Source organism: Micromonospora sp. NPDC048830 (assembly GCF_043198215.1).
In the GTDB taxonomy this organism is placed as follows: domain Bacteria; phylum Actinomycetota; class Actinomycetes; order Mycobacteriales; family Micromonosporaceae; genus Micromonospora.
Window position 1 is genome coordinate 32727 of sequence record NZ_JBICUP010000006.1, and the last position, 20169, is coordinate 52895.

Genomic DNA, 20169 nt, shown 5'->3' on the forward strand with positions numbered 1-20169 from the left:
ACGGAATGCCGGATCAACGGCGCTTCGGCCGTCTGACCTGCGGTGCGTAAGGCCGAGAAGGCCTCGTGGTTTCGGAGGGGAAGGTTGAGCGTGGACGACATGGACTGGGCGCTGCTGCGCGAACTGCAGGCCGACGCGCGCCTGTCGTTCAGCGAGCTGTCCCGCCGGGTGCACCTGTCGCCGCCGGCGGTGGCCGAGCGGGTCCGCCGCCTGGAGGAGTCCGGCGTCATCACCGGCTACCACGCGCACGTCGACCTGGCCCGCGCCGGCCGGGCCGTGGTCGCGCTGATCCGGATGTCCTGCTACGGCTCCCGCTGCATCCTCAACGACCCCGACGTGGCGGGCTGGCCCGAGATCATGGAGATCCACCGGATCACCGGGGACGCGTGCAGCATGCTCAGGGTGGCGGCCGGCTCGATCACCGAGTTCGAGGGGGTCATCGACCGCCTCGCCCCGTACGGCCAGCCGTCCAGCACGATGGTCCTGTCCACCCCCCTCGGCTGGCACCCGGTCACCCCGTTGAGAGGAAGGGCCCCTTCTTGATAGGTCGAGGGTCCCGGTCGACAACCCCGCACGGCGGGCCGGTCGGGTTTGCCCCTGGGTCACGGGGAAAGCAGAGCACGCTCACCCGTCGATTTCCGGTGTTCCACACCGGGAGGGGGGAACCATGCGGGGGCTCACCGTCTCACCTCGTGTCCTGTCGGCCGCGCTGACCGTGCTCGGCCTGGTCGGGGCGTTCGTCCTGGCCACCGCCGCCCCGGCGCGGGCCGGGCAGAACACCTTCGTCGAGGTCACCCCGAACAGCGCGCAGGCCGGCACCCGGGTCAGCATCCGGGCCAGCTGCGACAACGACAACCGGCGGCAGGCGGAGGTACGCTCCGACGCCTTCGGACGGGTCGTCGTCCGCCCGGACAACGGCTTCCTGACCGGCACGGTCACCATCCCCGCCAGCAAGGAGCCGGGCGACTTCCCGGTCGACCTGCGCTGCCCGAACGGCAACACGGCGCAGACCACGCTCACGGTGCTGAACATGACGCAGCCGAGCAAGGGCCCCAACACCGGTCTCGGCGGCACGTCCGGGGGCCGGGGCACCGCCGCGCTGCTGCTGGTCGGTGGCCTGGCCGTGGCGGCCGTGGCGGCCGGGTTCGGCGCGTTCGGCGGCCGTGGACGGACCGGGACGCGTTCCTGACGAGGCACCTGTCATGGCCCGCCGACGTACGCGTGACGCCCCGGCGCGGAACCGCCGCGCCGCCGCGCGGACGCCCGACCGTACCCCGGGACACAGCGCCGCCGCGCCGACGCCCGACCGCGCCGCAGGACACAGCGCCGACGCGCCGACGCCCGACCGCCGCGGCACCGGCCTGCAGCCCGGCAGCCGCCCGACCGAGCGGTCGCCGGGCCGGGTCCGGGCGATGGTGTGGCTCGCGGTCCGGGGCTGCCGGCGGTTCGCCCGGGTCGCCGGCCAGTCCTGCTCGGCGAGCGTCGCGACGGCCGACCCGGCCACTCGGCCCGTACCGAGGAACGCCGCGCGGCCCGGGGCGGGCGCGGGGCGGTGGCGCCCGGTCGCCAGTCGGGGCCCGGGTGCCCCCGTCCTGGTCGTCGCCGCCCTGATGGCGCTGGTCCTGGCGATGCTGGGTACGCAGGCTCTGACGGGCTACAGCGTGCTTCCGGACCGGTTCGTGGTCGGGCTGCGGCCGCCGCCGAAGAAGTTCCCGGTGCTGCCGGCCAGCCGACCGACCGGCATCGCGATCAACTCCATCGACCTCGACGCCCCCGTGCACGACGTCGGCATCGCGCCCGACGGCACGATCGGGGTGCCGGACGCCGGACGCGCCCAGGAGGCCGGCTGGTACGACCAGGGCCCGACCCCCGGGCAGTACGGCCCGGCGGTGATCGTCGGGCACGTCGACACCCGGACCGGGCCGGCGGTCTTCCACGAGCTGAAGAGCATGCGTTCCGGCGACCGGATCGAGGTCCGCCGGGCGGACGGGTCGGTGGCGGTCTTCGAGGTGGACGCGGTGCACCGGTACGACAAGGAGAAGTTGCCGGTGGACGAGGTGTTCGGCGACTTCAGCCGGCCCCGGCTGCGGCTGATCACCTGCGGGGGGCGCTGGGTCGGCGGCGAGACCGGGTACGCCGACAACGTCGTGGTCTACGCGTCCCTGGTCAAGGCCCGCAACACGTGAGTCCCGGGATCAGGCCGCCGCCTCGGCCTCGGGCTCGCGCAGGTCGAGCCAGTTGGCCCAGCGCGGGTCGGGGACCCGGTGCCCGAGCACCCGCCAGGCCGTCCCCTTCGGGGCGGCCGGGAGGGCGTACAGCCGCCAGCCCAGCTCGGCCGGGGTCTTGTCGCCCTTGGTGTGGTTGCACCGCGCGCAGGCGGCCACCACGTTCTCCCAGGCGTGCCGGCCGCCCCGGCTGCGGGGGAAGACGTGATCGATGGTCTCGGCCGGGCCCCGGCAGTACGCGCACCGCCAGCCGTCGCGGGCGAAGATCGCCCGGCGGGACAGCCCGACGTGGGTGCGGTAGGGCACCCGGACGAACCGGGTGAGCCGGACCACCGAGGGCACCGGGAGCGCGCTGCGGGCGCTGTGCAGGACGCCGTCGCCGTCCGCGACGCAGACGGCCTTGGCGGACAGTACGAGGATCGCGGCGCGACGCACCGACACGACACACAGCGGCTCGTAGGTGACGTTGAGGACCAACGCTCCGGAGCCCACCGTGGGTCGTATGTCAGGCATCGCGCTCAGCCTCCCGGTCCAGCCGCTCCCGCCGGTGGTCGCGCCGGATGCACGCCCGCACACGGAACCACACCCGACGCCGGCGGGATCACCCACGTCCGTTGCGCCAATCGTCCCTGATAAGGCCCCGGATTGCACGTACTAATGCGGTACGTGGAATGAGGATCATTCAAAATCGGGCAGACCTGGCGTCTGACCAGGTCAGCGCCCCTCAACGCCTTTCGACGTTCTACCCGGGTTTTCGGTCTCAGTTGTGCCGGATCTGTGCCCGATGATCACGGCTGCGCATCGAGGGCCGTCACTCTATGGCTTCACGAACATCCCGCGCTGCGGCACCACAAACAGCACACCCTGATCCACCAGCAGCGCGACGGCACGCCGCACCGTAGCGCGAGCTACCCCCTGCCCGGCATCGCCGACCCCCCTGAGGTGTACTACGGGAACCCCGTGGACCTCACGTGTAGCCCCTGATCGCCCAACCTCTGCCGTCCCCGGCGACACCGTAACCGGTGATCAGATGGCACGGTTTGTGCAAGTATCAGCGGAAGCGATCACAGGAACGTCGGGAGTGGGACAGTGAGCAGCGGGGAAGCCGGCTGGCGCCCGTACCCGGGTGCCTACCGCGCTCCCACGGATCTTCCCCCGGTCGAACCCGGTCGGGTTGTCGGCCTGGGCGCCACCTGCGATCTCGCACGTGCCTACCCCGACGATGCGTGCACCCGGAGCTTCATCGTCAGCGAGTTCGCGATGCTGGAGGACAGCCGGCGCGTGCTCCTGCACGCGGAACGCGGGTTCACTGTCACCGCCCGATCAACCGGCGCCCCGGACAGTGGCGCTGTTCCGCTCCACGAGACTCGGGACAGCCTCACCCCGCACGTCTTGAGCGCCGTGCTTCCCGACGAGGAGGAGTCCGGGGAGGACCATCCCTGGTCATGGCTGGCCGAGCTGGCTCAGGCTCGCGGCCTGGAGGTGACCGCGGACGACCTACGAGGGCTTCCGTACGAGGTGGTCTTCACCGAGGCGGTATCCCGCTGGCTCACGCCCGGCTGAGGCTCCCCGGCCGGGGTCACTGATGGGCACGGTCGGGCGGCTCCCCGATGTGTGCGCGGGGACCGCCCGACCGTCGGCCTTCAGGGTCAGGTCCAAGAGCCGGCGGGGTCGCCGGGCAGGGGGCCGTCGGTGTGCGGGTGGTACCGCAGGACGTCGGTGTGCCGTTGGCGGGAGCAGATCGGCCGGGTGTATCCGTCGGCGCGGGTGATGGCGCCGAGGGCGGGCCAGCGGCAGTCCTCGCGGGTGGTCGGGTCGGGCAGCTCGCAGGGCGTCTCGGCGAGGGCGTGACAGGTTGCTGCACCACGCCCACGTGATCACCACCCAAGGCGACTCCCACCGGCTGCAACAAGCCCTCGCCGGCAAGGGAGTACACGCCTTGACCTGACCACACACACGGAGATCCATAGTGGATTTGATCGAGGTTGTGTCCCTCACCTGGCCGGGCTGCGGATCACAAACGTGCTAGCCAAAGGTGCCTCGGTACGGGGGTATGCGCAGACCAGCAGCGTGACGGCCGCCTGCCCGCACTGCGCGACCCCGTCGCGGCGGGTTCACAGCCGCTATGAGCGGCGGCTGCTCGACGCCGCGCTCGCCGGCCAGGAGACGGTGCTTCACCTGCGGGTACGACGCTTCTTCTTTTTCGGGCCGTGTCAGGATGACCGGTTCCGCACGGTTACCCGGTGCCGGGGCGTACCGGATGGCGGGTCCGCCAGCGGGCGGTCAGCGGCGGTGCGGTACGAAAGCAGGGTGAGTGCCACCAGCCTGATGTCCGCCGCCCTGTCCCTTCCCGGTCCGAGCGCCGGCCCGAGCGCCGACTGCAAGGGCAGCACCTCCTGCGAGTGGTTGTACGACACGACCGGCTCGGCCTGGTTCGCCGAGGGCAGCTACTGGATCCTGCTCAAGCCGCTGCGGGTCGTGCTGATCCTGGCGGTCGCCTTCGCGGCCCGCTGGGCGCTGCACCGGACGATCAACCGGCTGGTCCGCACCACGACCGAGGGCGCCGTGCCGACGCTGCTGCGCCCGCTGCGCGAGCGGGTGCCGAGCGCCGCGCCGGAGGACGGCGACTTCGTCCCCGAGCGGCGGCGGCAGCGGGCCGAGGCCATCGGCTCGGTGCTGCGCAGCACGGTGAGCGCGTTCGTCTTCGGCATCGCGCTGCTGATGATCCTGCGCGAGTTCAGTTTCGACCTGGCGCCGCTGCTGGCCAGCGCGGGAATCGCCGGCGTCGCGCTCGGCTTCGGCGCGCAGAGCCTGGTCAAGGACCTGATCGCCGGCCTGTTCATGCTGGTGGAGGACCAGTACGGCGTGGGCGACACGGTCGACCTGGGCGAGGCCACCGGCGTCGTGGAGGCGGTGGGGCTGCGGGTCACCACGGTCCGGGACGGCCGGGGCGTGCTCTGGTACATCCGCAACGGTGAGATCATCCGGGTGGGGAACAAGAGCCAGGGCTGGGCCCTGGTGGTGGTCGACCTGCCGATCGGGTTCGCCGGCACCGAGGAGGCGAGCGCGGTGCTGCGTACGGCCGCGGCGGCGGTGGCGATGGACCCGGACCTGGCGCCGGAGATCGTCGAGCCGCCGGAGGTGCTGGGTGTCGAGCAGATGACCGTGGAGGGCGCGGTGATCCGTACCGTGGTCAAGACCACCGCGGACGGGCAGTTCGCGGTGGGCCGGGAGCTGCGCCGACGGCTCGCCGAGGCGCTGGAGAACTCCGGAATCACCGCCCGGATCGCGGCCCGCCTCTACCCTGGCGTGACGGTGCGGGTGCCCGAGGCGGACGGCACCGGTCAGGGCGGCGCCACCTGAACCGTTCGGGGCGCTCCGGGAGCTGCGGAAACACACGACCGTCGATCCGGTCTCGCCACCGCGCCAACCCTCGGGTATCGTCCGTTCGTTCAGTCGGAGATGCGACGATCTAGCCGTTCACCCTAGCCAGCTCTCAGACGATCGGGCAGAATCCGGTACGCACGTTCCCTGCCGGGCGTGCTCACGTCTCGCTGATCCGTAGATCTGACGACGGTTCCCGGGCAGGTCACCACGAGTGGTCGCGGCGGGGGCGATGGAGGCCACGGTGTCCGACGAGCGACCCTCCCAGGAAGGGCCGGCCACCTTCCGCGAGGTGTTCGCCCAACGGGAGTACAGAGCGGTCTTCGCCGCCAGCGCGCTCTCCTGGATCGGCGACTTCATCGCCAAGGCCGCGGTGACCGTGCTGGTCTACCGCGAGACGCAGTCCGTGGGCTACTCGGCCGCCGCGTTCGCGGTCAGCTTCCTGCCCTGGTTGATCGGCGGGCCGCTGCTGGCCACCCTGGCCGAGCGGTACCGCTACCGCTCGGTCATGGTCGCGTGCGACCTGATCCGGATGGCCCTGATGGTGCTGATCGCCATCCCGGGCGCCCCGGCCTGGCTGATCCTCTGCCTGCTCTTCGCGACCACCCTGGCCAACCCGCCGAGCCAGGCCGCCCGGTCCGCGCTGATGCCGCTCATCCTCACCGGCGACCGGCTGGTCGTCGGGCTGTCGCTGAACAGCAGCACCGGGCAGGCCGCCCAGGTGCTCGGCTACCTGATCGGCGCGGCCATCGCGGCCGTCAACCCGACCGCCGCCCTGCTGATAAACGCCGCCACCTTCGCCGTCTCGGCGGTCCTGGTGCGGTTCGGCGTCCGCGACCGGCCGCCGGCGATGAGCGCCGCGCACCGCAGTCACCTGCTGCGCGAGACGGGCGAGGGTTTCCGGATCGTGTTCGGCACCCCGGTGCTGCGGGCGATCGCCCTGCTGGTGTTCAGCTCCATGCTCTTCTCGATCGTGCCGGAGGGGCTGGCCGCGGCCTGGGCCCGGGAGGGCGCCAGCGGCGGCCTGGACACGGGCGCGGCGCAGGCCGTGATCATGGCTGCCAACCCGGTCGGCTTCATCCTGGGCGGGCTGCTCGTCAGCCGGACGGTCGCCCCGGCCCGCCGGCTGGTCCTGATCCGACCGCTCGCGGTGTTGGCCCCGCTGGCCCTGGTGCCGGCGCTGCTGGACCCGCCGCCGCTGGTGGTGGCCCTGCTCGCCGGGCTCTGCGGCTTCGCGGTCGCCGGGTTGCTCCCGGTCGCCAACGGGCTCTTCGTCCGGGCGCTGCCCAACGGCTACCGGGCCCGCGCCTTCGGCGTGATGGCCACCGGGGTCCAGGTCGCCCAGGGGTCGGCCGTGCTCGCCACCGGGCTGCTCGCCGAGTGGATCGCCATTCCCACGGTGGTCGGCGCGTGGAGCGTCGCCGGGGTGCTGCTGATGGCGCTGGCCGTTGCGGCCTGGCCGACGCGGGAGACGATCGACGCGGCGGTCGAGGCCGCCGGGAACAGCGTGGTGCCCGCGGCCGTCCAGCCGCGCCAGCCCGCCGAGGGCAGCGAGCCGCTCGACGGCCTGCCCGGCGAGCGGGGCCGGACCAGCCAGGCGGTGAGCTGAGCGCCCACGGCGGTCGCCCGCACCGCGTCAGCCGTCGACCCCGCCGCTGCGGTGTCCGCCCGTCCCAGCGCCCCGGTGGCGCCGCGCGGGCCCGCGCTGTGACGCGGTCGGCACCCACCCCGGCCGGTACGGTCCCGCCGGTTCCCGCGGCGCCGCCTGGCAGGATGGAGCGTTGACATCCTCCCCCCGCCTAAAGGCGGGGGATTCCCACCCTCGCGGGTTGGGGTTCCTGGTTCACCGCAGACCGCACGGAAGGAGATCCCCCGTGTCTGACGTCCGCTCCGCAGGCGTTTTGCGTCTCGACCAGCCCGGCCGCGACGGCGATGTTCTGTGCGGCGTTGACGTCCCGGTCATGCCAGGTGCCGCAACTCGGACACGTCCAGTGGCGTGTGCCGAGGGAGAGTGTGGCGAGCAGGTGCCCGCACACCGAACACGTCTTGCTCGATGGGTACCAGCGGTCCACGACGGCGAGGGTGTTCCGTTTGCGGGTCATCATCCGCTGATACCGCTTGAGTCGGCGCTCGCGCCGCTCCATGTGCCTCGGGTGCGGGATGCGCTCGCCGGTGGACAGCACCGCGAAGTCGGCCAGGTTGAGGTCCACACCCACCACCTGGCCGGTGGGTTCGGGTGCGGTGGGTGTCTCGACGTCAACGGCGAAGGTGACGAACCAGCGGCCGTCCGGGTCACGCGACACCGTCACCATCGTCGGATCCAACCCGGCGGGATCCACGCCGGGCCACGACCACACGAACCGCAGCGCACCGGGTGTCTTTCCCAGCGTCAGGTTCCCGCCACGCAGGCGGAACGCCGACCGGGTGAAGGAAGCGGACTGCCGGCCGTGCCGGGACTTGTACCGCGGGTACCGGGCCCGCTTGGCGAAGAACGCGGTCATGGCGGTGTGCTGGTGCCGCGGCGTCTGCTGCAACGACACCGACGACACCTCACCCAGAAACGCCAGGTCGGGCTGCTTCTTCATCTCCGTCAGCGCCCGATCCGTCTCCGCGTACGACGTCGATCTGCCCTCAGCGCGGTAACGAGCATGACGGGCGGCAAGAGTGCGGTTCCACACCACCCGGACACAGCCGAACGTGCGGTTCAGCACCACCGCCTGCTCCGGGGTCGGATACGCCCGACACCTGTACGCCGTCCGCACAAGGCTCATCCAACCAGAAAGGACAATCATGGCTGACAACGCCTCCGCCACTTTTTCCGGCCCTGAAGGACAGGGCATCCTGGCGGCGATCCGGTGAATCCCGCAGGTGAGTCCGGGCGTCCCGTGACCCTCTTCGAGGCGGTCGGCGGCGAGCCCACCTTCCGCAAGCTGGTGGACGAGTTCTACGCCGGCGTCGCCACCGACCCGCTGCTGCGCCCGATGTACCCGGAGGAGGACCTCGGCCCCGCGGCGGACCGGCTGACGCTGTTCCTGATGCAGTACTGGGGCGGCCCCACCACCTACTCCGCGCAGCGGGGGCATCCCCGGCTGCGGATGCGGCACGCCCCGTTCCGCATCGGCGCGGCCGAGCGCGACGCCTGGCTGCACCACATGCGCCGGGCGGTCGACCGGCTGGACCTGCCGCCGGACATCGCCACCGCGCTCTGGGACTACCTGGAGCGGGCCGCGTTCTTCATGGTGAACACGTTGGACGACCCGGCGGGCACCGCCTGAGCGGCTCCGCCGAGCGCGGAACCCGCCCTCGGCACGACGCCGCCCGGGCCGCGCAATGGCGGCCCGGGCGGTTCGCGGATCAGAGCAGGGCACCCTCGTCGTGCAGCCAGTCCACAAAGGTCGTCGCCACGGCCGATCCGCAGTCGAGCATCTCCACCAGCAACGCGTCGTGCGCGCCGGCGCCGAGCGGCACCTGGAGCTCGGCGTAGATCGGCAACTGCCCCCGTTCGGTGGGATCGCCGATGTAGGCCTTGCAGAACCGTCGCATGTGGTTCCACTCGTTGACCACCCGGTACGCCCGGTCGGCCCAGTCCGGCGGAACGGTCGCGTGTGGACGGGCCCGCATCACCAGGATCTCGTCCTCCGGGCCCTCCAGGGTGACCAGCACCGCGTGCCGCTCCCACATGGCCAGCAGGTTGCCGTCACCGTCGGCCAGGTAGCGCACGTCCAGCAGGTCGAGCGCGTCGCAGATCCGGCGGAGGGTGACCGGCGCGACGGCGGTCGACATGTCCGCGATCACCGGTCGGTCGGCGACCGGGCAGTCTTCCTCCGGCTGACGGGGGGCCGGTGGTCCGACCCGGACGGTGCTGTCCACTGTGATCCCGCTTCGAGTTTCCGGTTCGCCGCCACCGGCGGGACCGGGGCGCCATGACCACCACGGCATCGCTCGCGCACCTCACTCCCCAGCGGATCCAGTCGCCTACAGTGCGTTGGATCCGAGGATGGACGGTACCCGGACAGCCGGGTTGAAGCATCCCCCCAACGGCAGCACCAGGCCAGAAGAACGACCACAGGTCATCCGTTCGGATGAACTCAGAGCGCCGTTACGGCAAGATCCGCAGCCTTCTGCGACCATACGGCTCCGTACGGCCCCACCAGGCCGACCCATCGGCCGGCCACCCGTACCTGAACATCGCCCGCAGCCGCGCCCGCCTGGCGCGGCGCGGCGGCACCGGAGCCACCACCGGGGCGCCCCAGGAAGCCCATCCGGACCAGACCCTGGACCAGCCGCTGGGCGACCTCGACCGGCGGGCCGGGCGGGTCCTCGGGCGTGACCACCACCGCGACGTGGTCGAGCAGCGCGTCCCGCAGCGCCCGCTGCCCCACCGCCCGGCCGGCCACCCCGTGCGCGGCGGCCTCCCGCAGGGTGCCCGCCGCCGCCTCCGCGATGCGCCACAGTTCCCCCGCCGGGACCGTCTCCACCGCCCGGCTCACCGCCGGCGGCAGCGGCCAGCGCCACTGGGCGTCCCGCCGGGTCGGCAGGGCGTCCCCGCCGGCCGCCAGCCCGGACAGCAGCTCCGCCGCGGCCACGGTCGCGTCGCCGCACCCCGCACCGGCCACCGTGCGCACGGCGAGCACGCCCCACGGCAGCCGGCCCCAGAGCGCCGTACGGCCGTCCGCGTCCGCGGGCGCGCCGGGCCGGGCCGCCGGGCGCAGCCGGACCAGCGCGGCCGGATCGAGGCGGACCAGCCGGGCCAGGAACGCGCCCGCGTCAGCGACCCCGTCCAGCCCGTGCCCCGCCCCGCCGGGGGCGAGGCGCCGGGACTGCGCCGGCGCCCCGCTCACGGCGCGCCCCCGGGGGCGTACGCGAGCAGGAACGCCCGCTCGGGCTCGGTGAGCCGCCGCGGCCGCTGCCCGGCCAGGTCGAACGGGACCAGCACGGAACGGGCGGTGCTGGCCAGCGCATCCCCGTCGTACAGCTCGTAGCCGACGGTGAACCGCGAGTGCCGGATCTCCTCGACCCACATCTCGATGCGGACCGTCGGGGCCGCCTCGGCGGTGGCCCGACCCAGGGCGTAGTCGACCGGGCGCAGGTAGTCGACCTCGTGCCGGCGAATGACCACCCCGTCGGCGAACGAGCTCACCCCCCACGCCCGGGCGCCGGCGAACATCAACGCCACCCGCGCCTCCTCGTAGAGCGTGAGGAAGCGCGAGTTGTTGACGTGGCCGTACGCGTCCAGGTCGGACCAGCGCAGCGTGCAGTGGTAGACGAACCGGTCAGCCACGGTCAGTCGCGGGTGAGCTTGCGGTAGGTCACCCGGTGCGGACGGGCGGCCTCGGCGCCGAGCCGGTCGATCTTGTTCTTCTCGTACGCCTCGAAGTTGCCCTCGAACCAGAACCACTTCGCCGGGTTCTGGTCGTCGCCCTCCCACGCCAGGATGTGCGTGGCGACCCGGTCCAGGAACATCCGGTCGTGGGAGATGACCACGGCGCAGCCGGGGAACTCCAGCAGGGCGTTCTCCAGGCTGGACAGGGTCTCCACGTCCAGGTCGTTGGTCGGCTCGTCGAGCAGGATCACGTTGCCGCCGATCTTGAGGGTCAGCGCCAGGTTGAGCCGGTTGCGCTCGCCACCGGAGAGCACCTTGGTCGGCTTCTGCTGGTCCGGCCCCTTGAACCCGAACGCGGCGATGTACGCCCGCGACGGCATCTCGACCTTGCCCACCATGATGTGGTCCAGCCCGTCGGAGACGACCTCCCAGACCGTCTTGTCGCCGGCCAGGCCCTGCCGGTTCTGGTCGACGTACGACAGCGCGACGGTCTCGCCGACGCGGACCTGGCCGTCGGTCGGCTGCTCCAGCCCGACGATGGTCTTGAACAGGGTGGTCTTGCCGACGCCGTTCGGGCCGATGATGCCGACGATGCCGTTGCGCGGCAGCGAGAAGGACAGGCCGTCGATGAGCACCCGGTCGCCGAAGCCCTTGGTCAGGTGGTTCGCCTCGATGACCGTGTTGCCCAGGCGCGGGCCCGGCGGGATCTGGATCTCCTCGAAGTCCAGCTTCCGGGTCTTCTCCGCCTCGGCGGCCATCTCGTCGTACCGGTCGAGGCGGGCCTTGGACTTGGTCTGCCGGGCCTTGGCGTTGGAGCGGACCCACTCCAGCTCCTCGGAGAGGCGCTTCTTCATCTTGGCGTCGCGGCGGCCCTCGACGGACAGCCGGGCGGCCTTCTTCTCCAGGTACGTGGAGTAGTTGCCCTCGTAGCCGATGGCCCGGCCGCGGTCCAGCTCCAGGATCCAGCCGGCCACGTTGTCGAGGAAGTACCGGTCGTGGGTGATCGCCAGGACCGTGCCGGCGTACTTGGCCAGGTGCTGCTCCAGCCACTGCACGCTCTCCGCGTCCAGGTGGTTGGTGGGCTCGTCGAGCAGCAGCAGGTCCGGTGCCTCCAGCAGCAGCTTGCACAGCGCCACCCGGCGGCGCTCGCCGCCGGAGAGTTTGGTGACGTCGGCGTCCGGCGGCGGGCAGCGCAGGGCGTCCATGGCCAGTTCGAGCTTGGAGTCGATGTCCCAGGCGTCGGCGTTGTCCAGCTCCTCCTGGAGCCGGCCCATCTCCTCCATCAGCTCGTCGGAGTAGTCCGTCGCCATCTGCTCGGCGATCTTGTTGAACCGCTCCAGCTTGGCCTTGGTCTCGGCGACCGCCTCCTCGACGTTGCCGAGGACGGTCTTGGCGTCGTTGAGCGGGGGCTCCTGCGCCAGCATGCCGACGGTGTAGCCGGGCATCAGCCGGGCCTCGCCGTTGCTCGGCTGGTCCCACCCTGCCATGATCTTGAGGAGGCTGGACTTACCGGCGCCGTTCGGACCGACCACACCGATCTTGGCCCCCGGCAGGAAGTTCAGCGTCACGTTGTCGAGCACGACCTTGTCGCCGTGCGCCTTGCGCGCCTTTTCCAGGACGTAGATGAACTGGGCCACGGTGCGGGCTACCTCCGTAGGTTGCGACTGGGAGCCGGCGGGCGCGGGCGCGGGCCGGGAACTCCGCCCGCGGCCGCCGGCCGGTGGCCGGCCGCACGCACGCCATCCTCAATCCTGACAGGTACGGCACGCTGCGCCCACATCGCCCCGCCCCCGGGCGTACGCGGGCGCGCCGCGTTGCCCGAGTCGGTATAACCCGATAGCGTCTCCGGTATGACCAAGAAGATCGCCATCAGCGTCCCGGACGACGTGGCGGAGCGACTGGCCGAGGAGCCCAACGTCTCCGCGTTCATCACAGAGAGCGTGCGCCAACGGATGGCCGGGGAACGCACCCGCCGGGCGCTGCGGCAGGTGGGTTTCCAGCTCACGGAGGCGGGGTTGACCGAGGCCGGCCGGAAGCTCGACGAGGCGCAGGCGAAGATCACCCCGGAGTTGCGAGCGAAGGCGGCAGCGCTGCTGAGCGAGGCGTCCCGCGGACGGTTGACGGTCCGTGACTGAGGCCGGGCTGGTACTCGACACGGCGTCCCTGCTCGCGTACTCGGAGGGCGTCGAGGCGGTGGGCGAGCAGATCGCCAAGGTCGCGGACAGGCGGCAGTCCGTGATCGTTCCCGCGCTCTGCCTTGCCGCCGCCTACCGGCAGGTGACCAGCGACGGATGGCCGCTCCTGGACATCGTCGGCGACCTGGAACAGGTGGTCGTCACGCCGGTCGAGCACGACATGTGCGCGATTCTCGGCGGCTGGTCCCGCAGCCTGGGCAGCATGGATCTGGCGCAGGCCGCGATGGAGGCCGCCCGCGCGACCACGCCGATCATGACGGATCGACGCGAACTGCTCGGCGAGGTGCTGCCGAAGGAGTGGCCGATCATCGACCTCTGACAAGAGGGATGTCGGCAAGATCACTTTCGGGTTCGACGGGCACGAGCAGGGGTAACGAACTCCGGCACGGGGCACCAGACGCCGCAGCTACGCTCAGTACGCTCAATCGCGGTGTACCCGACAGCACCCGGAGGTGGCCGATCGTGACCGTCCGTAGCTCCTTTGTCGTAGTGGCGAACCGCCTGCCGGTCGACGAGGTGAGCACCCCCGAGGGACGGCAGTGGCGGCGGAGCCCGGGCGGGCTCGTCACCGCGCTGCATCCCGTGCTGGCCGAGCACAAGGGCACCTGGGTGGGCTGGGCCGGCGGCACCGGGGCCGCGCCCGAGCCGTTCGACCTGGAGGGGATCCGCCTGCACCCGGTGCCGCTGAGCGCCGAGGAACTGGAGCGCTACTACGAGGGCCAGTCGAACGCGACGATCTGGCCGCTCTACCACGACGCGGTGGAGACGCCGGCCTACAAGCGCCGCTGGCGCGAGGCGTACCGGCTGGTCAACGCGCGGTTCGCGGAGGCCGCGGCGGACGTCGCGGCCGAGGGGGCGACGGTCTGGGTGCAGGACTACCAGCTCCAGCTGGTCCCCGCGATGCTCCGCGAGCTGCGCCCGGACCTGCGGATCGGGTTCTTCCTGCACATCCCGTTCCCGCCGATCGAGCTGTTCATGCAGATGCCGTTCCGCACCGAGATCCTGCGCGGCCTGCTCGGCGCGGACCTGGTCGGCTTCCAGCAGCGGCTCGCCGCGCAGAACTTCGTCCGGCTGGCCCGGCACCTGCTCGGGCTCCGCTACGAGGGCCAGATGATCCAGGTCGACGGCCGGCGGGTGAAGGCGGGGGCCTTCCCCATCTCCATCGACACGCGGGAGATGGAGCGGATGGCGACCGACCCGGCGATCCAGGCCCGGGCCAAGCAGATCCGCGAGGAGCTGGGGAACCCGAGGACGGTCATCCTGGGCGTCGACCGGCTCGACTACACCAAGGGCATCGAGCTTCGGCTCAAGGCCTTCCGGGAACTTCTTGCTGACAAAAAGTTGACAGTTCCGGAGGCCGTGATGGTGCAGGTTGCCACGCCCAGCCGCGAACGTGTGGAGCACTACCAGGCACTTCGGGTCAAAGTGGAACGCGAAGTTGGTCGGATTAACGGCGAATTCGGCAGGGTGGGCGTGCCGGCAGTGCATTATCTACATCAGTCGTACAGTCGCAGTGAACTGGCGGCGATGTACGTCGCCGCCGACGTGATGATGGTGACCCCGCTGCGAGACGGAATGAATCTGGTGGCCAAGGAGTACGTGGCATCGCGCGCCGACCAGGGCGGCGCGCTCGTGCTCAGTGAGTTCGCCGGCGCCGCTACCGAGCTGCGCCAGGCGTTTTTGTGTAACCCCCACGACCCTGACGCGGTCAAGGACGCCTTGCTCAGGGCCGTGCACATCGAGAAGACCGAGGCCCGCCGCCGCATGCGGATCATGCAGCGTCACCTGCGCACCCATGACGTGGGGCACTGGGCGAAGTCGTTCCTCACCGAGCTGGGTGCGCCCGAGGCGGAGGCGGCATGAACACGACCGTCCACGAGGGGGCGGCCCCGGCCGCGGGAGTGCTGGACCCCCAGCTGCGCGCCGCGATCGGGCGGATCGCCCGCGTCCCCCAACTCCTGATCGCCTGTGACTACGACGGCACGCTCGCGCCGATCGTGGAGGACCCGAGCAAGGCCGTGCCGTTGCCCGAGTCCGTGGCGGCCGTCCGCGCGCTCGCGTCGCTGCCGCAGACCACGGTCGCCGTGGTCTCCGGCCGTGCGCTGCGCGACCTGGCCGCGCTCTCCCGGCTGCCCAGCGAGGTCCACCTCGTCGGCAGCCACGGCTCCGAGTTCGACATCGGCTTCGTCGAGCGGCTCTCCCCCGAGCTGATCGCCGTACGCACCCGGCTGCGCGAGGCGCTGCGCGAGATCGCCGCCGCCCACCCGGGCGTACGGCTCGAACGCAAGCCGGCGAGTGTCGCCGTGCACACCCGCGGGCTGGACCCACAGATCGCGGGCGCCGCCGTCGAGGCGGTCCGCAGCGGCCCCGCCACCTGGGACGGCGTCACCGTCACCCAGGGCAAGGAGGTCATCGAGCTGTCGGTGGTGGCCACCCACAAGGGCACCGCCGTGGACCAGCTGCGTACCCAGCTCTCGGCCAGCGCGGTGCTGTTCATCGGCGACGACGTCACCGACGAGAACGCGTTCGGCAACCTGCACGGCCCGGACGTGGGCATCAAGATCGGCCCCGGCGAGACGAAGGCCGAATACCGGGTCGTCGAACCGATCGAGGCCGCCCGCGCCCTCGGCCTGCTGCTGGAGACCCGCCGGCACTGGCTGTTCGGCGAGCGGGCCGTCCCGATCGAGCGGCACTCGATGCTCGCCAACGGGCGTACGGTCGCGCTGGTCACCCCCGAGGCGAACGTCAGCTGGCTCTGCCACCCCAAGCCCGACTCGGCGGCGATCTTCGCCGACCTGGTCGGCGGCAGCCCGGCCGGGCACTTCAGCGTCTCCCCCGAGCGCGGCGGCATCCCGCTGGGCCAGCGCTACCGGCCCAACACCATGACCGTGGAGACCCGCTGGTCGGGGCTGACGGTCACGGACTGGCTGGACCGGCCGGCCCGGGAGACGACCCCCGACGGCCCGGCCATCGTCTCCGGCGACTCCACCCTCGTCCGGGTGCTCAGCGGCACCGGCCGGGCCCGACTGGAGTTCGCCCCCCGGCCCGAGTTCGGCCAGGTGGCGGTGCAGCTCCAGCCGATCGACGACGGCCTGCTGGTGCTCGGCTCCAACGAGCCGGTCGCGCTCTACTCCCCCGGCGTCGAGTGGGACGTCACCGACGACGGGGGCGGGTACGAGACGGCCCGGGCCGTGGTCGACCTGGCCGCCGCCGGCGGGCAGGTGGTGCTGGAGCTGCGCTTCGGCACCCACAGCTTGGAGCACCACCGGGTGCCGGTGCACGAGCGGCAGGCCGCGGCCGAGCAGCCGTGGCAGGACTGGGTGGCCTCGCTGCGGCTGCCCACCACCGCCCGGGACCTGGTCGCCCGCAGCGCGCTGACCCTGCGGGGGCTGTGCCACGAGGCCACCGGCTCGATCCTCGCCGCGGCGACCACCTCGCTGCCCGAGGAGCTGGGCGGGGTGCGCAACTGGGACTACCGGTACTGCTGGCTGCGCGACGCGTCGATGACCGCGCGGGCGCTGGTCGACCTCGGCTCGATCGAGGAGGCCGAGGCGCTGCTGCGCTGGGTGGACGGCTGCATCGAGCGCACCGGCGGCCACCCCGAGCGGCTGCACCCGCTGTACACGGTCGACGGGTACGAGCTGGGCGCCGAGGCGGTCATCGACACCCTCCCCGGGTACGCCGGCTCCCGGCCCGTCCGGGTCGGCAACCTGGCCAACCACCAGCTCCAGCTGGACGTCTTCGGCCCGATCGCCGACCTGATCGCGGCCGTCGCGGACGCCCGCGGCGCGGTCCGCGACGACGAGTGGCGGGTGCTGGAGAACATGGTCGAGGCGGTACGCCGCCGCTGGCACGAGCCCGACCACGGCATCTGGGAGGCCCGCCTCCCCCCGCGGCACCACATCTTCTCGAAGGTGATGTGCTGGATGACCGTGGACCGGGCGCTGCACGTGGTGCGGCAGCACGGCGGCGAGGACCGGCCCGAGTGGGTGGAGCTGCGCGACCGGATCGCCGCCAACGTGCTGGAGCACGGCTGGCACGCCGACGTCGAGGCGTACAGCGTCGCGTACGGCGACGACGACATGGACGCCTCGTCGCTCTGGATCGGCCTGTCCGGCCTGCTCCCGGGCGACGACCCGCGCTTCCTGTCCACGGTGCTCCGGATCGAGGCGGATCTGCGCAGCGGCCCGGTCGTCTACCGGTACCACTGGGACGACGGCCTGCCCGGGCGCGAGGGCGGCTTCCACATCTGCACGGCGTGGCTGATCGAGGCGTACCTGCGCACCGGCCGGCGCACCGACGCGGAGGAGCTGTTCGCCCAGATGATCGACACGGCGGGCCCGACCGGGCTGCTCCCCGAGCAGTACGACCCGCTGGCCGAGCGCGGGCTGGGCAACCACCCGCAGGCGTACAGCCACCTCGGGCTGATCCGCTGCGCGCTGCTGCTGGACAACATGCTCAAGCAGTGAGCTGACAACGGACGCGTCGCGCGGGCGGTGGGAGTCTTCCCACCGCCCGCGCTGTCGTCGGGGCCGGGACCACCGGGGCCGGTGGCGGTGGCGCCTGGCCACCGGGCCGGTGGCGGTGCCGCCTGGCCACCGGGCCGGTGGCGGTGCCGCCTGGCCACCGGGCCGGTGGCGGTGGCGCCTACGGCGACAGGACGTCCACCACGTCCCCGACCACCACCACGGCGGGCGGGCGCAGCCCGGCGGCGACCACGTCGGCGGCCACCGCGCCGAGCGTCGACCGGAGCACCAACTGCCCGCCGGTCGTCCCCTCCTGCACGACGGCCGCCGGCGTGTCGGCCGGCCGGCCGTGCGCCACCAGGGTCGCGGCGATCGCGGCCAGGTTCTTCAGCCCCATCAGGACGACCAGTGTCCCGCGCAGCGCGGCGAGGGCGTCCCAGCGCACCAGCGAGGCCGGCGAGTCGGGCGCGACGTGGCCGGACACCACCGTGAACTCGTGCGCCACCCCCCGGTGGGTGACCGGGATGCCGGCCGCCGCCGGCGCAGCGATCGAGCTGGTCACCCCGGGGACCACCGTCACCGGCACCCCGGCCGCCGCGCAGGCGAGCAGCTCCTCCCCGCCCCGGCCGAAGACGTACGGGTCGCCGCCCTTCAGCCGGACCACGAACGCCCCGGCCCGGGCCCGGTCGACGATGATCTGGTTGATCTCCTCCTGGGCCCGCGCCGGCCCGTACGGGATCTTCGAGGCGTCCACCAGCTCCACGTCGGGGCGCAACTCGTCCAGGAGCAGTCCGGGCACCAGCCGGTCGGCGACCACCACGTCGGCCTGGGTGAGCAGCCGCCACCCCTTCACGGTGATCAGCTCCGGGTCGCCCGGACCGGCCCCGACCAGCGCCACCCGGCCGGGGGCGTCGGCCGGGGGCCCCTGCTCCACCGAGTCGGCCGACAGGGGGTTCCTCCGTGCGTCCAGCAGGTCGCGGATCGCGTCGCGGACGGTCATCGCCCGGCGCGGGTGGCCGCCGCCGAACACGGCCACGGTGACCGGGCCGTGCCGGGTGACCGCCGGGGTCCAGGCGGTGGCGGCGCCCCGGTCGTCGGCCCGGACGCAGAAGACGCGGCGCTCGGCGGCGGCGGCGCTCACCGCCGCGGCGGCGATCGGATCGTCGACGGCGACCTGGACCAGCCACGCCCCGGCCAGGTCCTCGGGGGTGAAGCGGCGCGGTTCCCAGTGCAGCCGGCCGGCGTCGGCGTGGGCGCGCAGCGCCGGGGTGAGCTCCGGCGCGACCAGCAGGACGTCCGCGCCGGCGTCGAGCAGCGCCGGCACCCGCCGGGTGGCCACCGTTCCCCCGCCCACCACGACGACCCGCCGCCCCTCCAGCCGCAGCCCCAGCGGGTACGGACTGGGCGTCACGCTGCTGAGTTGATTGGTTCGCTCGCTACGCTCGCTCACTTCTCCGACACGCCCGCCGAGTCGAAGGTGGCCACCTCGTGCAGCACCCGGACCGCGCCGGTCACCACCGGCAGGGCGAGCAGCGCCCCGGTGCCCTCGCCGAGCCGCAGCCCGAGGTCGATCAGCGGGTCGAGGCCGAGGTGCCGCAGCGCGGCGGTTGCCCCCGGCTCGGCGGAGCGGTGACCGGCGACCATCGCGCCGACCGCGTCCGGGGCGAACGCGGCGGCGGCGAGCGCGGCGCTGACCGCGATCACCCCGTCGAGCAACACCGGGACCCGGTGCGCGGCGGCGCCCAGGATCAGCCCGGCCAGCGCCGCATGCTCCAGGCCGCCGACGGCCGCGAGCACGCCGAGCGGGTCGGCCGGGTCGGGGGCGTGCCGGGCCAGCGCGGCCCGCACCACGTCGACCTTCCGCGCGTACGTCGGGTCGTCCACGCCCGTGCCGCGCCCGGTCGCCGCGGCCGGGTCGACGCCGGCGAACGCGGCGACGAGGGCGGCGGCGGGGGTGGTGTTGGCGATGCCCATGTCCCCGGTGAGCAGGATGCCCGCCCCGGCGTCGACGAGCTCACCGGCCACCCGGATGCCGGTCTCGACGGCGGCCCGGGCCTCGTCCCGGGTCAGCGCGGCGGTGACCGCGAGGTCACGGGTGCCGGGGCGCACGTTCGCCGCCACGAGGCGGGGTGCGGTCGACGGGCCCGCCCCGGCGTCGTCGCCGCGCGCGGCCCCACCGCTCGGTGCGGCGGCGGCGTCGGCCGGCTCGGCGGGTGGCAGGGGGGTGGCCACGCCGACGTCGACCACGGTGACCGAGGCGCCGGCCTGCCGGGCGAACGCGTTGACCACCGCCCCGCCGGCCAGGAAGTTGCCGATCATCTGCGCGGTGACCTCCTGCGGCCAGGGGGTCACCCCCTGGGCGTGCACCCCGTGGTCGCCGGCGAAGATCGCCACCGCGGCCGGCTCGGGCAGCGGCGGCGGGCACACGCCGGCCAGGCCGGCGAGGCGGACGGAGAGCTCCTCCAGCGCGCCGAGCGAGCCCGCGGGCTTCGTCAGCCGGCCCTGGAGCTCCCGGGCGGCCACCATCGCCGGCTCGTCGAGCGGCCGGACCGCCGCGATCGTGGACTCCAACAGCA

General features: G+C 72.9%; 19 protein-coding genes and 2 pseudogenes. 12 read left to right on the forward strand and 9 right to left on the reverse strand.

Annotated elements, in window-relative coordinates:
• Positions 1-90 precede the first annotated feature (90 nt).
• The 3 genes from ACGFIZ_RS07860 (at position 91) to ACGFIZ_RS07870 (ending at position 2186) form a co-directional block, all read left to right on the forward strand.
• Entirely contained in the window at positions 91-543 is a 453-nt protein-coding gene (locus ACGFIZ_RS07860) for an Lrp/AsnC family transcriptional regulator (RefSeq protein ID WP_347670245.1), read from the forward strand.
• Between the two features lie 124 nt (positions 544-667).
• Positions 668-1189, forward strand: coding sequence for a hypothetical protein (locus ACGFIZ_RS07865; protein ID WP_393416935.1), 522 nt, complete (start codon positions 668-670; stop codon positions 1187-1189).
• 223 nt (positions 1190-1412) lie between these two features.
• On the forward strand, positions 1413-2186 hold the full coding sequence (locus ACGFIZ_RS07870; RefSeq protein WP_393417249.1) for a class F sortase: 774 nt from the start codon (positions 1413-1415) through the stop codon (positions 2184-2186).
• A 9-nt stretch (positions 2187-2195) separates the two neighbouring features.
• On the opposite strand, the gene ACGFIZ_RS07875 is transcribed toward ACGFIZ_RS07870, so the two are convergent.
• Together ACGFIZ_RS07875 and ACGFIZ_RS07880 are read right to left on the reverse strand one after the other, a co-directional pair.
• Positions 2196-2738, reverse strand: coding sequence for an HNH endonuclease (locus ACGFIZ_RS07875; protein ID WP_393416937.1), 543 nt, complete (start codon positions 2736-2738; stop codon positions 2196-2198).
• Between the two features lie 303 nt (positions 2739-3041).
• Positions 3042-3140: pseudogene (locus ACGFIZ_RS07880) on the reverse strand (GntR family transcriptional regulator); the annotation flags it as partial.
• Positions 3141-3617: 477 nt separating this feature from the next.
• Between ACGFIZ_RS07880 and ACGFIZ_RS07885 the strand changes: the two are divergent.
• The 4 genes and pseudogenes from ACGFIZ_RS07885 to ACGFIZ_RS07900 all read left to right on the forward strand — a co-directional run bounded on the left by ACGFIZ_RS07885 (position 3618) and on the right by ACGFIZ_RS07900 (position 7218).
• Positions 3618-3788 (forward strand): hypothetical protein, encoded by a 171-nt coding sequence (locus ACGFIZ_RS07885; protein WP_393416939.1) that lies wholly within the window; start codon positions 3618-3620, stop codon positions 3786-3788.
• Between the two features lie 507 nt (positions 3789-4295).
• A pseudogene (locus tag ACGFIZ_RS07890) lies at positions 4296-4415 on the forward strand (transposase family protein); the annotation flags it as partial.
• A gap of 138 nt (positions 4416-4553) precedes the next feature.
• Positions 4554-5588, forward strand: coding sequence for a mechanosensitive ion channel family protein (locus ACGFIZ_RS07895; protein ID WP_393417251.1), 1035 nt, complete (start codon positions 4554-4556; stop codon positions 5586-5588).
• 253 nt (positions 5589-5841) lie between these two features.
• On the forward strand, positions 5842-7218 hold the full coding sequence (locus ACGFIZ_RS07900) for an MFS transporter (RefSeq protein ID WP_393416941.1): 1377 nt from the start codon (positions 5842-5844) through the stop codon (positions 7216-7218).
• Positions 7219-7408: 190 nt separating this feature from the next.
• On the opposite strand, the gene ACGFIZ_RS07905 is transcribed toward ACGFIZ_RS07900, so the two are convergent.
• Positions 7409-8380: an RNA-guided endonuclease InsQ/TnpB family protein gene (locus ACGFIZ_RS07905; protein ID WP_393416943.1), complete on the reverse strand. Its 972-nt coding sequence runs from the start codon at positions 8378-8380 to the stop codon at positions 7409-7411.
• 84 nt (positions 8381-8464) lie between these two features.
• Here ACGFIZ_RS07905 and ACGFIZ_RS07910 point away from each other — a divergent pair, with 84 nt between their 5' ends.
• Complete coding sequence (locus ACGFIZ_RS07910) at positions 8465-8884, forward strand: globin (RefSeq protein WP_393416945.1); 420 nt, start codon at positions 8465-8467, stop codon at positions 8882-8884.
• A 79-nt stretch (positions 8885-8963) separates the two neighbouring features.
• Here the strand turns inward: ACGFIZ_RS07910 and ACGFIZ_RS07915 are convergent, their stop codons facing one another.
• The 4 genes from ACGFIZ_RS07915 to ettA form a co-directional block, all read right to left on the reverse strand.
• Positions 8964-9548, reverse strand: coding sequence for a YbjN domain-containing protein (locus ACGFIZ_RS07915; protein WP_393416947.1), 585 nt, complete (start codon positions 9546-9548; stop codon positions 8964-8966).
• 149 nt (positions 9549-9697) lie between these two features.
• Entirely contained in the window at positions 9698-10450 is a 753-nt protein-coding gene (locus ACGFIZ_RS07920) for a hypothetical protein (protein ID WP_393416949.1), read from the reverse strand.
• Complete coding sequence (locus ACGFIZ_RS07925; protein ID WP_347670253.1) at positions 10447-10890, reverse strand: thioesterase family protein; 444 nt, start codon at positions 10888-10890, stop codon at positions 10447-10449. The genes ACGFIZ_RS07920 and ACGFIZ_RS07925 overlap by 4 nt, the downstream gene beginning before the upstream one ends.
• A gap of 2 nt (positions 10891-10892) precedes the next feature.
• Positions 10893-12569, reverse strand: coding sequence for an energy-dependent translational throttle protein EttA (gene ettA / locus ACGFIZ_RS07930; RefSeq protein ID WP_393416951.1), 1677 nt, complete (start codon positions 12567-12569; stop codon positions 10893-10895).
• A 213-nt stretch (positions 12570-12782) separates the two neighbouring features.
• Here ettA and ACGFIZ_RS07935 point away from each other — a divergent pair, with 213 nt between their 5' ends.
• From ACGFIZ_RS07935 to otsB, 4 genes are all read left to right on the forward strand, one after another.
• A complete protein-coding gene (locus ACGFIZ_RS07935; RefSeq protein ID WP_393416953.1) occupies positions 12783-13067 on the forward strand; it encodes a hypothetical protein in 285 nt (94 codons plus the stop codon).
• A complete protein-coding gene (locus ACGFIZ_RS07940; protein ID WP_393416955.1) occupies positions 13060-13446 on the forward strand; it encodes a hypothetical protein in 387 nt (128 codons plus the stop codon). Before ACGFIZ_RS07935 ends, ACGFIZ_RS07940 begins: the two co-directional genes overlap by 8 nt.
• A gap of 143 nt (positions 13447-13589) precedes the next feature.
• Positions 13590-14990 carry a trehalose-6-phosphate synthase gene (locus tag ACGFIZ_RS07945; RefSeq protein ID WP_393416957.1) on the forward strand — a complete coding sequence of 467 codons (1401 nt, stop codon included), beginning with the start codon at positions 13590-13592 and terminating at the stop codon, positions 14988-14990.
• Positions 14987-17596, forward strand: coding sequence for a trehalose-phosphatase (gene otsB / locus ACGFIZ_RS07950; RefSeq protein ID WP_393416959.1), 2610 nt, complete (start codon positions 14987-14989; stop codon positions 17594-17596). The genes ACGFIZ_RS07945 and otsB overlap by 4 nt, the downstream gene beginning before the upstream one ends.
• Positions 17597-17774: 178 nt before the next feature.
• On the opposite strand, the gene cobA is transcribed toward otsB, so the two are convergent.
• Together cobA and cobT are read right to left on the reverse strand one after the other, a co-directional pair.
• On the reverse strand, positions 17775-19004 hold the full coding sequence (gene cobA, locus ACGFIZ_RS07955; RefSeq protein ID WP_393416961.1) for a uroporphyrinogen-III C-methyltransferase: 1230 nt from the start codon (positions 19002-19004) through the stop codon (positions 17775-17777).
• 35 nt (positions 19005-19039) lie between these two features.
• Positions 19040-20167 (reverse strand): nicotinate-nucleotide--dimethylbenzimidazole phosphoribosyltransferase, encoded by a 1128-nt coding sequence (gene cobT / locus ACGFIZ_RS07960; protein WP_393417253.1) that lies wholly within the window; start codon positions 20165-20167, stop codon positions 19040-19042.
• Between the last annotated feature and the right edge of the window lie 2 nt (positions 20168-20169).

Excerpts from the sequence above, each read along its gene's own strand:
- ACGFIZ_RS07865 (WP_393416935.1), top strand. The coding sequence starts at position 668 with ATGCGGGGGCTCACCGTCTCACCTCGTGTCCTGTCGGCCGCGCTGACC.
- ACGFIZ_RS07870 (WP_393417249.1), top strand. The coding sequence starts at position 1,413 with ATGGTGTGGCTCGCGGTCCGGGGCTGCCGGCGGTTCGCCCGGGTCGCC.
- ACGFIZ_RS07875 (WP_393416937.1), bottom strand. The coding sequence starts at position 2,738 with ATGCCTGACATACGACCCACGGTGGGCTCCGGAGCGTTGGTCCTCAAC.
- ACGFIZ_RS07895 (WP_393417251.1), top strand. The coding sequence starts at position 4,554 with ATGTCCGCCGCCCTGTCCCTTCCCGGTCCGAGCGCCGGCCCGAGCGCC.
- ACGFIZ_RS07900 (WP_393416941.1), top strand. The coding sequence starts at position 5,842 with ATGGAGGCCACGGTGTCCGACGAGCGACCCTCCCAGGAAGGGCCGGCC.
- ACGFIZ_RS07905 (WP_393416943.1), bottom strand. The coding sequence starts at position 8,380 with ATGAGCCTTGTGCGGACGGCGTACAGGTGTCGGGCGTATCCGACCCCG.
- ACGFIZ_RS07915 (WP_393416947.1), bottom strand. The coding sequence starts at position 9,548 with ATGCCGTGGTGGTCATGGCGCCCCGGTCCCGCCGGTGGCGGCGAACCG.
- ACGFIZ_RS07935 (WP_393416953.1), top strand. The coding sequence starts at position 12,783 with ATGACCAAGAAGATCGCCATCAGCGTCCCGGACGACGTGGCGGAGCGA.
- otsB (WP_393416959.1), top strand. The coding sequence starts at position 14,987 with ATGAACACGACCGTCCACGAGGGGGCGGCCCCGGCCGCGGGAGTGCTG.